General features: G+C 61.5%; 13 protein-coding genes. 4 read left to right on the top strand and 9 right to left on the bottom strand.

Annotated features, from left to right (window positions below; translation table 11 throughout):
- Window positions 1-14: 14 nt before the first annotated feature.
- Window positions 15-1067 carry an AraC family transcriptional regulator gene (locus BLV61_RS00065; protein ID WP_047528896.1) on the top strand — a complete coding sequence of 351 codons (1053 nt, stop codon included), beginning with the start codon at window positions 15-17 and terminating at the stop codon, window positions 1065-1067.
- 165 nt (window positions 1068-1232) lie between these two features.
- Here the strand turns inward: BLV61_RS00065 and BLV61_RS00060 are convergent, their stop codons facing one another.
- The 7 genes from BLV61_RS00060 to BLV61_RS00030 form a co-directional block, all read right to left on the bottom strand.
- Window positions 1233-2243, bottom strand: coding sequence for a YeiH family protein (locus BLV61_RS00060; RefSeq protein ID WP_090461669.1), 1011 nt, complete (start codon window positions 2241-2243; stop codon window positions 1233-1235).
- On the bottom strand, window positions 2240-2563 hold the full coding sequence (locus BLV61_RS00055) for a Rieske (2Fe-2S) protein (RefSeq protein ID WP_090461667.1): 324 nt from the start codon (window positions 2561-2563) through the stop codon (window positions 2240-2242). Before BLV61_RS00055 ends, BLV61_RS00060 begins: the two co-directional genes overlap by 4 nt.
- Entirely contained in the window at window positions 2560-3222 is a 663-nt protein-coding gene (locus tag BLV61_RS00050) for a DsbA family oxidoreductase (RefSeq protein ID WP_047528891.1), read from the bottom strand. Before BLV61_RS00050 ends, BLV61_RS00055 begins: the two co-directional genes overlap by 4 nt.
- Complete coding sequence (locus BLV61_RS00045; protein WP_090461665.1) at window positions 3219-4541, bottom strand: MFS transporter; 1323 nt, start codon at window positions 4539-4541, stop codon at window positions 3219-3221. Before BLV61_RS00045 ends, BLV61_RS00050 begins: the two co-directional genes overlap by 4 nt.
- A gap of 91 nt (window positions 4542-4632) precedes the next feature.
- Window positions 4633-5685: a beta-keto acid cleavage family enzyme gene (locus BLV61_RS00040; protein ID WP_047528888.1), complete on the bottom strand. Its 1053-nt coding sequence runs from the start codon at window positions 5683-5685 to the stop codon at window positions 4633-4635.
- Between the two features lie 87 nt (window positions 5686-5772).
- Window positions 5773-6621, bottom strand: a complete 849-nt coding sequence (locus tag BLV61_RS00035) for a TauD/TfdA dioxygenase family protein (RefSeq protein ID WP_047528886.1) — start codon at window positions 6619-6621, stop codon at window positions 5773-5775.
- Between the two features lie 14 nt (window positions 6622-6635).
- A complete protein-coding gene (locus tag BLV61_RS00030; RefSeq protein ID WP_047528884.1) occupies window positions 6636-7616 on the bottom strand; it encodes a quinone oxidoreductase family protein in 981 nt (326 codons plus the stop codon).
- Between the two features lie 250 nt (window positions 7617-7866).
- Here BLV61_RS00030 and pdxR point away from each other — a divergent pair, with 250 nt between their 5' ends.
- The 3 genes from pdxR to BLV61_RS00015 all read left to right on the top strand — a co-directional run bounded on the left by pdxR (window position 7867) and on the right by BLV61_RS00015 (window position 11863).
- Window positions 7867-9375, top strand: a complete 1509-nt coding sequence (gene pdxR / locus BLV61_RS00025) for a MocR-like pyridoxine biosynthesis transcription factor PdxR (protein WP_090461662.1) — start codon at window positions 7867-7869, stop codon at window positions 9373-9375.
- A 112-nt stretch (window positions 9376-9487) separates the two neighbouring features.
- Complete coding sequence (locus BLV61_RS00020) at window positions 9488-10558, top strand: sugar phosphate isomerase/epimerase family protein (protein WP_090461660.1); 1071 nt, start codon at window positions 9488-9490, stop codon at window positions 10556-10558.
- A 39-nt stretch (window positions 10559-10597) separates the two neighbouring features.
- Window positions 10598-11863 carry an MFS transporter gene (locus BLV61_RS00015; RefSeq protein ID WP_090461658.1) on the top strand — a complete coding sequence of 422 codons (1266 nt, stop codon included), beginning with the start codon at window positions 10598-10600 and terminating at the stop codon, window positions 11861-11863.
- A gap of 73 nt (window positions 11864-11936) precedes the next feature.
- On the opposite strand, the gene BLV61_RS00010 is transcribed toward BLV61_RS00015, so the two are convergent.
- A complete protein-coding gene (locus BLV61_RS00010; RefSeq protein ID WP_047528879.1) occupies window positions 11937-13547 on the bottom strand; it encodes a mechanosensitive ion channel family protein in 1611 nt (536 codons plus the stop codon).
- 23 nt (window positions 13548-13570) lie between these two features.
- The coding region (locus BLV61_RS00005) for an AI-2E family transporter (RefSeq protein ID WP_139213583.1) at window positions 13571-14200 on the bottom strand (630 nt) is incomplete at its 5' end.

Raw genomic sequence — 14200 nt, 5'->3', positions numbered from 1 at the left:
GGGATGACCTCTTCATGACCAAGCTCGTTCGCGCCGCTGTCTTGACCAACTACCTGGATGTAGCCCATTACCTGGGGTTCAATCCGCATGATGTGCTGGCGCAGGTCGGCCTGAGCAAGGCCCGCCTGCTGGCCCCCGAACAACGCATTCCAATCGATTCCGCGGTGCGTCTGCTGGAGCTTTCGGCGACCGCCAGCGGTTGTCAGACCTTCGGCCTGAGCATGGCCGAGTCGCGTCAACTCTCGGACTTTGGCGTGGTCAGCCTGCTGCTCACGCATCAGCGGACACTGCGTGATGCGTTGCAGGTGCTGGTGCATTACCGCCATCTCATGAACGACTCGTTGGCGATCTTCGTCGAGGAAGCGGGCAAGATGGTGATCATCCGTGAAGAGGTGGTCACCGAGTCTCCGATGTCCTGCCGGCAGGCCAATGAGCTGGCCATCGGCGTGATGTTCCGTCTGTGCGCGGCCCTGCTGGGAACGCATTGGCATCCGTATAGCGTCAACTTCACCCACCAGGCCCCGGAAAACCTGCACCTGCATCGCCGCCTGTTTGGTTGCAACCTGGAGTTCGGCAGTGAGTTCAATGGCATTGTCTGCCCAGACGCCAGCCTCGACATGACCAATCCCCATGCCGACCCGGCCATGGCCCGTTACGCCCAAAGCTACCTGGATTCGCTACAGAGCCACGAAGGGCCGTCGATGCTGTTTGAGGTGCGCAAGGCCATTTACCTGCTGCTGCCGATGGGGCGCGCCACGATCGAGCAGATTGCCCAGACCCAGGGCATGAACGTACGGACCCTGCAACGTCGCCTCAAAGAGGATGGCTGCGCGTTCAACGACCTGATCAACGATGTGCGTCGCGACCTGGTGCTGCGCTATCTGGACAACCCCAATTACTCGCTGAGCCGAATCGCCGACATGCTCGGCTACTCCATGGCGAGCTCGTTCACGCGCTGGTTCATCAGCCAGTTCGACATGCCGCCAGCCGTTTGGCGCACCACTCATAAGCCTGGCAGTGCCAAGGCGGCAGACAGCAGCGTCCTTTCCGATCCAGAGAAACCCTGAACACGCGCAGATCTACCTGTAGGCAGCCTCCAAATAAAAAAACGACGACTGCTGGTACAGTCGCCGTAAAGGAACCGGTGCTTATGACGCCGGTCGAGTGCCGCACTGCGTCGGAGTGAACACAATGTGGCGCCGCTTGTTGAATGCGGTCGCGAGCAGCCGGGTTTACATCCCCCAGTGCAGCAACAGCAGCACAAGAACCACCAGGAACACGGTCTCCCCCACCATCAGCAGGATCGGCTTGATACCGACGGCCGCCAGTTCCTTGAGCTGGGTTTTCATGCCCAGCGCGCTGATGGACACCACCAGGCACCAGCGCGACAGTTCATTGACCGCGCCCTGCACCGCCGGGACCACCCAGCCGGTGCTGTTGATGCAGGCCAGTATCAGAAAACCGACCGCGAACCACGGCAGTAGCGGCGGCCGTTTGCCGGTGGGATCGGCGCCTTGCATGCGGGTGATCATCGCGGCGCTGACGATCACCGGTAGCAGCATGGCGACGCGCATCAGCTTGACCACTGTGGCGGTGTCGCCGGTCTCGGTCGACATGCTGTAACCGGCCCCGACGACCTGGGCGACGTCATGGATGGTGGCACCGAGAAACACACCGGCCACTTGCGGCGACAAGGCCAGCCAATTGGCGATCATCGGATAGACGATCATCGCCAGGGTCGACAGCGCCGAAACCCCGATGACCGTGAACAAGGTAGCCCGCTCTTTCTGCGGATGGTTGGGCAACGCCGCCGCCAGGGCCAGCGCTGCCGATGCGCCGCAGATCGCCGTGGCCCCGCCGGTGAGCATGCCGAACAGGCGCTGGAACCCCATGGCCTTGGCCGCGATCACCGAGACACTAATGGTCACGACCACCAGAATCACCACCAGGGCCACCGGTTTCCAGCCCAGCGCGGCCATTTGTTCCAGGGTGATGCGCATGCCCAACAGCGCGACGCCAATGCGCAACACGCTGCGAGCGGTGAACTCGATGCCGGCCTTGCAGGCGCCGTCACCCGCCAGAAAGTTGAGCGCCATGCCCAGCAGCAACGCGAACAGCATCACCGGGGCACCGTAATGCTCGGACAAAAACGACGCGGCGGCGGCCACGATCAGACTGACAACGAACCCCGGTGCCAATTCGCGGGTGCGGCTATGGATACGGGTAAGAGCAATGGCGCTCATGGCGCGGACTCCTCGGAAATGATGATGAACGCCTGGTCGTCGATGATCTCGACCGGGTAGTGGGTGACCTTGACCTGGGTGGAATTGAGCAGGTAGCCGCTGAGCAGGTCGAAGCGCAGGCCGTGGGCGCGGCACTGGATCACCCGGCCCTCCAGGCGCCCGCCACAGAGCGACGCGCCTTGGTGCGGGCAGCTGTCGTCGATGGCGAACAACTGCCCGTCGACGTTGAACAGCGCCAGGCTTTTGTCCTCGAACTCGAACAGCGCGCGACCACCGGCCTGCGGGTGTTTGCCGGCCGGTACGGGGATACGTCTGGTCATGCCGGTTGCCGCTCGCGCTCACTTTCCTTGAGCGCTTCGCTCATGGCCCCGAGCAACGCCTGCGCGGGTTGTGCCCCGATCACGGTCATGCGCCGGTCAAACTGAAAGCTCGGCACGCCACTGGTCGCACCGGGGGATCCGGCAAAGGGCGTCGCATCGCCCTTCAGGCAATCGAGCACACTGTCCGCATCGACGCCGCAAGAGCGGGCTATGGCGAGCAAGGTCTCTCGGCAACCCAGGTTTTCGCCTTTGCGGAAATAAGCGGCGAACATTCGTTCGAGCAACATTTCACGCTGGGTGGCATTGCCCAGCACGCTCGCACGCTCGAACAAGCGATGGGCATCAGCGGTGTTGGGCATCGTCGCAATGCGGCTGAGGTCGATGGCCAGCCCAACCGCCGAGGCAGCCTGCTGTACCTGGGCCTGACGCATGGTCATGGCCTCGGCATTGCCCAGACGCTTGCGATAGAAATCGGCGAAGGGCTCACCTTCCACGGGCAACTGAGGCAGCAACTGCACACCATGCCACACCGTGGTGATCTGCACGTCCGGATAGCGACTGCGAAACTGCACTTGCGCATGCTCCAATTGGCGTTTGCCGATCAGGCACCAGGGGCAGATGAAATCGAAAAACACATCAATGGATAAGCGACGACTCACAACTTCACCTCTAACCCGGCTGCATTGACAGGATCAGGCACGTGCTGACCCTGAAGGCGGGCAATATCTCTGTGGTAATGACACTTGGCATAAAAGAACACCGCGGCTGCCCCGAGGCTGACCAGAGGCACCCACTGGAAGGCCGCGTGCAGGCCGATCAGGTCGGACACCCTGCCGGTGATGAACGGCCCCGGCGCCAGGCCGAGCATGTTGTTGGCCAGGGTCAGGGTGGCGAACGCTGTGCCATGCAATGAATACGGGGTCAGGTTGGCCACCATCGCCCCGGCGGGACCGGTGGTGCCAGCGGCAATCAACATGCCCAGGCAGATCAGCGCCAGTTGCCCGGGCCCCGCCGGCAGGGCGAACGCCGCCGACAACAGCAGGCAACTGCCCAGGCAATAGGCAATGGCCAGGGCCACCTTGCGCTCCGGCGATTGCCGGCACAGGCGATCACTGAGCATGCCGCACAGAATCATCCCGGCGCCGCTGCACAGCACGATGATGGCGGCCATGCCTCCGGCCTTGTCCGTGCCCATTTCGTAGTAGCGGTTCAGGTAACTGGGCATCCACACGATCACGGTGCCGCCGACGAACAGCTGCAAGCCGCTGCCGACGTAGGTCGCGATCACCGAACGGCTGGAAAACAGCGTACGCAACGGTTGCTTGACCTTGGCAGCAGCCATGTTGGCCATGCGCCTCGGTGCGATGCGGGCTTCCTTGACGATGATCGGGTACAGCACCGCCAACAGCAGGCCAAACAGCGCCATCCCGGCAAACGACCAGCGCCAGCCCAGTTTGGCCGCGATGGCTCCGCCCAACGCCATGCCCAACACGGAACCGAACATGCCACCCGCCATGAAGGCGCTGGCCAGGGTGGCCCGCATGTGTTTGGGAAACACGGAAATCACCACCGCGATACCGACACTGCCGTAAGCCGCTTCACCGACCCCGACCATGAACCGGGCAATGAACATCTGCTGGTAATCCTGGGCCAGGGCACAACCCAGAGTGGCCACACTCCACAACAGCGCCATCAGGGCGAGGCTTTTGACCCGGCCGAAGCGGTCCGCCAGCAACGACAGGGGAAACGTCAGCAAGCCGACCATCAGGGCGACAACGCCACTGAGCAAGCCGAGCTGACCATCGCTCAAGGACCACTCGCCCTTGAGCATCGGGAACACCGCGTTCAGCACCTGACGCGACATATAGTCGGAAATCAACAGGCCGAACGTCAGTGCAAAGACGATCCAGGCATATTTGCGCGCAACGCCGACGCCACTGCAGTCGTCATCGTCCGCAGCGATTGGATGAAAGGCCATGCAGCCTCCTCAAAGCTTCGTTTTATTGTTGTTATCAAGCGTGTTGCATGCAGTGAGCGAGAGGCCAACGACCTCTCGCCGCCACTGCCGGTCAGCCGCGCTGCGGCACACCTTTTTGCCCGGCCTTGCGGTTGGGGGCCATGCCGTTGGCCAACAGGGTTTCTTCGATGCTCTGGTATTGCACACCGATGCGATAGATCTCACGGGCTTCTTTGCCGGTGGCGATCTCGCGACCCAGTTCATGGGCGATGCGCACGGTCTGCTCGATCTGTGCGACCGAGCCGAAACGTTCGCCCTTGTGATCAATGATAGTGTCTTCGTTGCCCACACGCGGGTGCATGCCCATGGCCATCGACATGGTGTTGAACGGCAGCACGTTCTTGAGCAGCGATTCGGAGGTCAGGGTGCAGCCGTTCGGAACACGGTGGATGAAGTTGAAGAAGTTGAACGGATTCGGACCGTCGAAACCGCCACCGATGCCGATCCAGGTCAGGTTCAGCGGGCCCATGTACACGCCTCTGCGCACCAGGCGCTCGAGAGTTTCCAGGGCATGCATGCCGGTCAACTGGAAGTGTGGCTGGATGCCGTTGTCCATCAGGCGCTTGAGGTGTTCGGCCACCCAGGCTGGACCGGCCGGCACGGTCATTTCGCTGTAGGCGGCCTGGAACAACGGATTGGCCAGGGAGGTGCCTTCCAGGTATTGCGGATACAGCAGCTCCATGATGTTCATCTGGGTGGTGTTGATCGCCACCGTGACCTGATCCGGTTTTGGCGTCAGCTCGGCCAGCATGTGGCGAGTGTCGTCGGACAGCCACTTGGCCGCTTCGCCATCGCTTTCAGGGGCGAAGGAAATCGAGCCGCCGACCTGGATGATCATGTCCGGCACGGCTTCGCGCACACCGGCGATCAGCTCGTTGAACTTGGACAGGCGCTTGGACCCCTTGCCATCGAGTTCGCGCACGTGCAGGTGCAGGACCGTGGCACCGGCCTCGTAGCACTCGACCGCTTTCTGCACCTGCTCGTCCATGGTCAGCGGTATGTCTTCAGGAAAGTCTTCCGGCATCCATTCCGGGCCGTAGGGGGCCACGGTGATGACGACCTTTTCCATGTTTTCGGGGTGCAGGGAATCGTCGAAGAATTGCATGGTTTACTCCTGTTTTTATGATTGTCCCGTCCACCCGGGATCGTGCCGGGCAGACGTGTTTACGAGTGCGTATGCAGAAGGGGTCGATCAGTAAGTCTTGTCGCCGATGATCCCGGCGCGCTCCATCTTGCGATGGCACGGCGGGTAATCCATGACGGCGTAATGCTGGGTACTGCGGTTGTCCCAGATGGCAACGCTGTTGGGCTTCCAGCGCCAGCGCACTTGATACTCGGGGATGTACGCCTGGCTGATCAGGTAGCGCAGCAGCTCGCTCGCGCCAGGGTTAGCGTCCTGGCCGAAACGCACCCGCTCGGGGGTGTGGTAGTTGCTGAAATGGGTGGTGAAGGCGTTGACGAACAGCACCTTCTCCCCGGTTTCCGGGTGGGTGCGCACCACCGGGTGCTCGGCGTCCGGATACAGGGCCTTCAGCGCCAGGCGTTTTTCGATCGGCATGGCCGCGCCGAAGCTCGCTTCGATGCTGTGGCGGGCGCGCAGGTCGGCAATCTTCACCTTCACGTCATCGGGCAGGTTGGCGTAGGCCTCGACCATGTTCGCCCACATGGTGTCACCGCCGACCGGCGGGCACTCCACGCAGCGCAGCACGCAACCCATGGGCGGCGCTTCGCGCCAGGTGGCGTCGGTGTGCCAGGCGTTTTCGTAGCGGTCCATCGGCTGGTCCGGCTTTTTGTAGATCTGCACCAGGCCGGGGTGATCCGGATCACTGCCGGCCACCGGGTGATCTTCCAGCTCGCCAAAGCGCCGGGCGAACGCCACGTGCTCGGCGCGACTGATGTTCTGGTCGCGCAGGAACACCACTCGATGGGTGAGCAACTGGGCCCGAATCTCGGCAAAAAGCCCCTCGTCATGGATCGCGTCGGCAAGATTGACGCCGATCAGTTCCGCACCGATGTTGCAGGTCAATTGTTCGACTTTCATGGCAGCGGACTCCCTTAAATGACGAAAATCGACGAGCCAGTGGTCTTGCGCGATTCCAGGTCCCGGTGGGCCTGTACGGCATCCTGCAAGGCGTAGTGCTGGTTGATCTCGATCTTGATCCGGCCATTGCCGACGTGGTCGAACAATTCACCGGCCAGGGCCGCTTTTTCCGCAGGGTCGGCGATGTAATCGGCCAGCGCCGGGCGAGTCAGGAACAGCGAGCCTTTCATCGCCAGCATCACCGGGTCGAACGCCGGGATCGGGCCGGAAGCCGTACCGACGCAGACCATCAGGCCGCGGCGCTTGAGCGAATCCAGCGAACCCATGAAAGTGTTCTTGCCGACGCTGTCGAATACCACGTTGACGCCGACACCGTCCGTCAGTTCGCGAACGCGCTGGGCGACATCTTCATGGCTGTAATTGATGACATGGTCGCAGCCATGGGCCCGGGCGATTTCGCCCTTGACCTCGGTGGATACGGTGCCGATCACGGTCAGGCCCAGCAGCTTGGCCCACTGTGAAACGATCAGGCCGACCCCACCGGCGGCAGCGTGCAGCAGAATGCTGTCGCCGACCTTGAAATCGTAGATGCGGCGCATCAGGTACGACGACGTCAGGCCGCGCATGGTCATGGCCGCGGCGGTCTCGAAACTGATGGTTTCCGGGAGTTTGATCAGCGGTGCCGCCGGGATCAGACGCTCGGTGCTGTAGGCCCCCAGCGTATTGAGAAACCCGGTGTAGGTGACGCGATCACCCACTTGGACATTGGTCACCCCTTCGCCAACGGCCTGGACCACGCCGGACGCTTCGACCCCCATACCGTTCGGCAGCGGGATCGGGTAAGTGCCGTTGCGAAAGTAAGTGTCGGCATAGTTCAGGCCGACCGCCACGTGACGAAGACGAACCTGGCCCGGGCCCGGGTCCCCCACTTCGACCTCTTCGTAACGAAGCACCTCGGGACCACCGGTTTCGTAAAAGCGAACGGCTTTGGCCATTTTTTCTTATTCTCCAATCTGCGTTTTGGCGAGTGCGTCGAATTGCGCTGATTGGACTGTAGGTCTGCGGCTCAGTCATCGCTTCTCATCAGACGACAACGGCTTTTCATTTCATGACAACCAGCCTGTTGTGCCAACGTTTACGATGCCCGCTGCGGGTGACTTATCGACTGCCGCTCGATAACCTTGCGCGCCGCGAGTGCCTGACGCTGATTCAGGTCAAATCACACCCCATCCAGACGAGCGCCCCATGAAATCCCCCGCCGGTTTGCTGCTGTCGGGCATTGAGCTGGACCGTGCCAGCGCCATGCCCCTGTACCGCCAACTGTATTTGCAGATTCGCAAACAGATTCTCAGCGGGCGACTGCAAGGGGGCGTGCGCCTGCCATCGACCCGCACCTTGAGCAAAGAGCTGGACCTGTCGCGGATCACCATCCTCAATGCATTCGATCAACTGATTGCCGAAGGCTTTCTGGCGTCGCGGACCGGCGCCGGCACCTATGTCGGCAATGAGTGGGAAGACCGAGGCCTGACCGATGATCAGCCGCCACCCCAACCGCCGCGCCTGTCCGATCTGAGCCGCTCGATGCTGTCCATGCGCAGCCGTCATTTCCAGGGGGTGTCCTATGCCGGCTGGGCCGCCGGGACCCCGACCTCCTTCCTGCCGAGCCACAGTGCCTACGACGCGTTCCCACAAGCGGTCTGGAAACGTTTGATGAACCGCCATCTGCATAAGCCCACCAAGGCAATGCTTGGCTATGGCGAGCTGCAGGGTTTAACGGACCTGCGCAAGGCGATTGCCGACTACGTGTTTGATGCCCGTGGCATTGATTGCACTGCCGAGCAGGTGGTGATCGTTTCCGGCGCCCAGCAAGCCTTCAACCTGTTGGGCATGCTGCTGCTCAACCCGCAGGACAGTGTGTGGATGGAAGATCCGGGGCATATCGCGGCGCGCATTGCACTGCAGGCCCAGGGTGGCTTGCTGGTCCCCTTGCCTGTCGATGAACAGGGCATCGATGTCCAGCAAGGCTTGGCCCGCTGTCCTGATGCCCGCCTGGTATTCACCACACCGTCGCGCCAACACCCGCTGGGGGTCACCATGAGTTATGGGCGACGCCAGGAACTCATCGACTGGGCCGCGGCCCATCAAAGCTGGATCATCGAAGACGACTGCGACAGTGAGTTTCGCTACAGCGGCCGCCCGTTGCCTGCGCTCTATGCCATGGATCAGTGGGCCCGGGTCATCTATGTCGGCACCTTCAGCAAGGTGCTCTTCCCATCGCTGCGCCTGGGCTACGTGATCCTGCCGCAGGCCCTGGTCGAACCCTTCTGCACCTTGCGCGCGGTCATGGATCGCAGCCCGCCCACCCTGCTGCAGGCGGTGACAGCTGACTTCATGGGCGAAGGCCACTTCATCGGACATATTCGCCGCATGCGCGCGCTGTACCAGGCTCGGCAACAGGCACTGGTCGAGCAATTGCAGCGGCAATTGGGCGGATTTTTCCGGATCACGCCGGTGGAAGCCGGCATGCATCTGATCGCCTGGCTGCCACCCCAACTGAATGACGATGAGATCGCCAAGGAACTGGCCCGGCACAACATTCATACCTATGCCCTGAGCGACTACTGCCTTGAGCATGTGTTACCCCCTGCCCTGTTGATCGGCTTTGCCGGAACCCCCGAGGACCAGGCGCAAGCGCGCGTCGAAGCGCTGTTTCAGGCCTTGAGCAAAATGGGCTGCCTGCAACAGGCCCCTTGAAGCGCGGCAAGTGGTCTTATCAATTAACGGATAATGGATCTATCGAGAGTTCCTGACTGGCGCGATAAAGACGGCGCCGGTAGACCCGGCGTCTGAACCAGGAATGACTCGAATGAACAATAAGATCCAAGAGCGATTCAATGCCTTGCTCAGCCACAAGGTTGACGAGGCCGCAACCCCGCCCGCACTGACCGAGACACTGGCCCGCCAGTTGCTCGATCGACTGGCCCGACTGCGTCTGTTTGCGCATGCCTACCCCCTGCTGACCAATCTCACCCACGGCCGGGTCAAACCCGCCGATCTGCTGGACTTCGCCTATCGGCACGAATTGCAGGGGCTCAGCCTGCACCTGCTCGATGGCGAGGAAAACAGCCTCAGCCAAATGACGCCCGCGCAATTGCAGGCATTCGCTGACAAGGCCAAGTCGCTGGCGCTCGATGTACACCTGGAAATCAGCAGCACGCGCAAACAAGACGTCGATCAGGTCATCGCCATCGCCAAGGCCCTGGGCACCCGCAACATCCGCGTGTACTCACGTTATGAAGGGGCACTGTCCCGGGTCATGGACGTGATCGAGTCGGACTTGCATTACCTCGCGCAACAGGCGGACGCCCATGACCTGTTCTTTGATTTCGAGCAGCACGAAGAACTCAAGAGCGCCGAGATCGCGCAACTGCTGAACCGACTCGACCACCCTCGCCTGCATGCCTTGTTCGACTTCGGCAACATGATCAATGCCTGCGAACAACCCCTGCAGGCGCTGCGCACCCTCGGGCCGCACATCCGCCAGGTCCATCTCAAGGGGGTGCGCATCGTGCCCGAGCACAACGGCTTCGGCCATTACGGCGTGCTGCAGGGCTGCGACGAGGACGATCTGCCCAACGCCCGCATGTTGTTCGAACTGCTGATGCTGGGCGACTCAACCCCACAAGTGATCGCGTTCATCCTGGAGCAGGAAAACCATTACGTGGCGCCGGCGTTCCGCCAGACCAATGAAGCCGCCGATCCGTTTATCGCCTACCGGGAAATGAGTGAAACAGCGCTGCCGGCGGGCTACTCGCTGGAGCGAATGCTGGCCGACGAACACCGCTGGGCGAACAACCAGGTCGCATACGTACGGGGTTTGCTGGCCGAGTTTCGAACCTTGGCCGAATTGACCCTGGCCCACGGCACCCAAGCCTGAACCTGACACTGCGTCCCTGATTTCGCCTGGAGAACAAAAATGACAACTCGTGACAAGGCCAAATGGCTCAGATTCCTGATTCTCATCCTCGGTGGCGGCACCATCTACAAGCTGGCCAGCCTCAAGGATGCCTTCTATGTGCCCATGCAAGAGTTCATGGGCTTGAGCCACACTGAAATCGGCTTGTTGTTGAGCGCCAATGCCATCATTGCCACGGCGCTGTTTGTCGTGGGCGGCATGCTTGCCGACCGATTCGACACACGCAAGTTGATTCCCCTGGGGCTGCTGGGCACCGGCAGCCTTGGTCTGTACCTGGCCACCTTTCCTCCGTTCAGCAACCTGCTGATCGTGTTCTGTCTGCTGGCGGTCTGCGCCGATTGCATCTTCTGGCCATCGCTGCTCAAGGCGATCCGCAACCTTGGCGACGACAACGAACAGGGACGGCTATTCGGCCTTCTGGAAGGCGGGCGTGGCGTGATTGATACCGTGGTCGCCTTCTCCGCGCTGGGCGTGTTTGTCGCGATGGGCTCCGGTGAGGCCGGCCTGAAGTCGGCCATCCTCTTCTATTCGGTCATCGACATGATTGCCGGAACCCTGACCTGGTTCCTGCTCAAGGGCGGCACCCCACAGGCAGCCGCCAAGGCGAAGAACGGTTGGTCGAACCTGCTTGAAGCGGTCAAGGTACCGGGCATCTGGCTGGTCAGCCTCAACGTGTTCATGGTCTATATCGTCTACTGCGGGCTGACCTATTTCATTCCCTACCTCAAGGAGATGTATGGACTGCCGGTGGCACTGGTGGGCGCCTACGGCATCATGAATCAGTACTTCCTCAAGATCCTTGGCGGACCTGCCGGTGGCTTCATCGCGGACAAGCAGTTCAAGAGCACCAGTCGTTACTTGAAATGGGCATTCCTGGCCTTGTTGCCGCTGATGGGCGTGATCCTGCTGATCCCGAAAAGCCCGAGCTTCATCTACGCGGGCATGGCTGCCACGCTGTCTTTCGCACTGATTGTGTTTTCCATGCGCGGCGTGTTCTGGGCGCCCATGGGTGAAGTCGGCATCCCTCAGCACATCACGGGCTCGGCCTTCGGCATCGGTTGTCTGATCGGTTATGCGCCAGGCATGTTCGCTTATGTGATCTACGGCACCCTGCTTGATCATTTCCCTGGTCAGCAGGGCTACAACTATGTCTTCAGCCTGATGAGCGTGTTGGCCATTGTTGGCTTCATGGTGTCCACCCTGCTGTACCGAACCGTGCAGAAAAAATCACCCGCTTGCGCGGGCGTGGCGGTACCTCAAGGGTAAACCTTCGCGGTACGCCGGAAGTGACCTGGACAGGGTCGCTTCCGGCAGCGCGCTGCCAGGTGATACGGCGCGATCAACGTTCCTTCGGTTCCTGGGCAGGGGCCGAATACCATTTCTCCCTCGGCACCCACTTCTCTTGTCGCGGGTCGCCAAGGTAGTGCGGCGACATGATTTGCACGCCGTACTCGTTGAACACATCCTGGATATTGGCGTGCAGCATGCTGAGCAATTCGGCACGCGGGCGCGGCTGGCTGGGGATAGCCTGGGCCACGAGGCGATACTCCGGGTAGAAATCCGACAAAGCGGTCTGAAACACTTGGGGCGTCGGCACTGCGAGAATCCCGGCGGTGCGTCTGGCGGCCTCCAGCAGCATGGCTTCGACCTGCCGCCACGGCGTGTCGTAGCCGATGGTCACCACTGTATCGACCACATAACCGGCGCCCTGCACGATCCGCGAATAGTTCTTGGTCACCGAGTTGGTGATCATCGAGTTGGGCAAGGTCAGCACCTCACCCAGGCCGGTCCGGATGCGCGTGGTGAACATGCCCAGTTCGGTCACCGTGCCTTCGTATTCGCCGATGCGCACGAACTCCCCCGGTCGCAGGGTGCGTGTGTAGGTCAGAATCAGCCCCGACGCCGCCTGGCCAACCACACTGGTGGCGCCCAGGGAAATCATCAGGCCGAGCAGCACCGACAAACCCTTGAATGCATCGGTGCCCGCCCCCGGCAAGTACGGATAGGCCATGGCCAACGCAAACAACCAGATCGCCAGGGACATCAGCCGGGTGGTCGGCTGCAGGGTTTCCTCATTCAGCCAATTCAAGATGCCGGGGCCGGCCATGCGCCGCAACACTCGCTTGCTGAATGCGCTGACGCCCCGGGCGATGAAGAAAATCATCAGGGCCACGCCCAGCCCGGGAATCGCGCTGATAATGCTTTGGAACAGGTAGGTCGCGACCTCCAGCAGGTAGTTATTGAGGCTTTCGCCCCACGGCCGGGTGTAGGGAAAACGCGACAGGACAAATCCCAGCCACTCGTAGGTCAACAGCAACACCACCAACCAGCGCAGAAACCACAGCACACGGCTGACCAGCGGGTAGAGGAAATTGGCATCGATGAGCTGCACGCGCCCCACGCTCAACGCCTTGGTGTGCCGATGCATCAACTCCGGGAGTTTTTTCAACAATTTGAGCCGCAGGTAAACCATGCCCCACAGCAGCGCGAAATAAAGGGTGGTGGCCAGCGTGACGGCGATCAACGCCCTGAGAATCAGCCGCAGGCTGCGTGCTTCCTGGGTTTCAGCGACTACCTGACGCAGGTTCTGCGCCGCTTGCTCGGCGGTCTCCAGAACTGACGCAGTGCCCAGGCTGTCGACGTCTTTGGGTGAGACAATGAACGCGCGCCGGTTGCCCAACAGCACCAGGTAACTGTTCTGGATCGGATCGATGCGGACGTTGAGATCGTCGGCTTCATCCAGCGCTTCGCGGATCACTGCGCCAGCACGCTTGACCCGCGATTGCGGCGGTTCTCCGAGTACCGTGGCACGGAACACCATGACACTGCGGTTGGCCACTTTGAGTTCGGCGGACGCGTCCGGGGCCTTGGGTGCGTCCTCGGCCCACAGATGCACCGGGCTCAATAAACAGAAAATGGCGATGACGACGGTGAGTCCCCTGATGCGCATGCTGAGTTCCTTCCCGCACAGGTTCAGAGTAATGGCTGATTTTCATCCTGGGGCCGATCTTCCACCCACTGCCAGAACAACTGATAGCCGACCGCAAGCACCACCGGGCCGATGAACAAGCCGAGGATGCCGCTGGTGACCATGCCGCCCAAGGCACCAATCAGTATCACCGGCATCGGCACGTCCACACCGCGCCCCAGCATCAAGGGTTTGAGTACGTTGTCCACCAGCCCCGCAACGAACACATAAATGGCGAATACGATGGTGCCGGTATTGGGGCCTTCAGTGGCGAACACATAAACGATGACCGGGATGGTGATCAGTGTCGCCGGCAGCTGCATGATGCCCAGTAACAACACACCCAATGCCAGCAACCCGGCAGCGGGCACGCCCTTGAAGACAAACCCCAGGCCCACCAGCAACATCTGGATGAAGGCGATGCCGACCACCCCGAGCGCCACGGCACGGATCGTTGCGGTGCACAGCGCCGCGATACTCGGGCCCCGGTCCGGGCCGCTGATGCGCGAGGCGATCTGGACCGCGCTACGGCTGCCGGCTTCGCCGTAGGCCATGAAGATGCCGGCGATGATCAGCGCAAAGATGAAAATGAGAAAGCCCATGCCGATTCCGGCCAGTTTACTCAGCAGCCCCAG

The organism is Pseudomonas mohnii (assembly GCF_900105115.1).
Taxonomy (GTDB): Bacteria; Pseudomonadota; Gammaproteobacteria; order Pseudomonadales; family Pseudomonadaceae; genus Aquipseudomonas; species Aquipseudomonas mohnii.
The sequence above is the reverse complement of the archived record's forward strand: the minus strand, read 5'-3'. Positions and strand labels throughout refer to the sequence as shown.

Excerpts from the sequence above, each read along its gene's own strand:
- BLV61_RS00065 (WP_047528896.1), top strand. The coding sequence starts at position 15 with ATGACCAAGCTCGTTCGCGCCGCTGTCTTGACCAACTACCTGGATGTA.
- BLV61_RS00060 (WP_090461669.1), bottom strand. The coding sequence starts at position 2,243 with ATGAGCGCCATTGCTCTTACCCGTATCCATAGCCGCACCCGCGAATTG.
- BLV61_RS00055 (WP_090461667.1), bottom strand. The coding sequence starts at position 2,563 with ATGACCAGACGTATCCCCGTACCGGCCGGCAAACACCCGCAGGCCGGT.
- BLV61_RS00045 (WP_090461665.1), bottom strand. The coding sequence starts at position 4,541 with ATGGCCTTTCATCCAATCGCTGCGGACGATGACGACTGCAGTGGCGTC.
- BLV61_RS00040 (WP_047528888.1), bottom strand. The coding sequence starts at position 5,685 with ATGCAATTCTTCGACGATTCCCTGCACCCCGAAAACATGGAAAAGGTC.
- BLV61_RS00035 (WP_047528886.1), bottom strand. The coding sequence starts at position 6,621 with ATGAAAGTCGAACAATTGACCTGCAACATCGGTGCGGAACTGATCGGC.
- BLV61_RS00030 (WP_047528884.1), bottom strand. The coding sequence starts at position 7,616 with ATGGCCAAAGCCGTTCGCTTTTACGAAACCGGTGGTCCCGAGGTGCTT.
- pdxR (WP_090461662.1), top strand. The coding sequence starts at position 7,867 with ATGAAATCCCCCGCCGGTTTGCTGCTGTCGGGCATTGAGCTGGACCGT.
- BLV61_RS00020 (WP_090461660.1), top strand. The coding sequence starts at position 9,488 with ATGAACAATAAGATCCAAGAGCGATTCAATGCCTTGCTCAGCCACAAG.
- BLV61_RS00015 (WP_090461658.1), top strand. The coding sequence starts at position 10,598 with ATGACAACTCGTGACAAGGCCAAATGGCTCAGATTCCTGATTCTCATC.
- BLV61_RS00010 (WP_047528879.1), bottom strand. The coding sequence starts at position 13,547 with ATGCGCATCAGGGGACTCACCGTCGTCATCGCCATTTTCTGTTTATTG.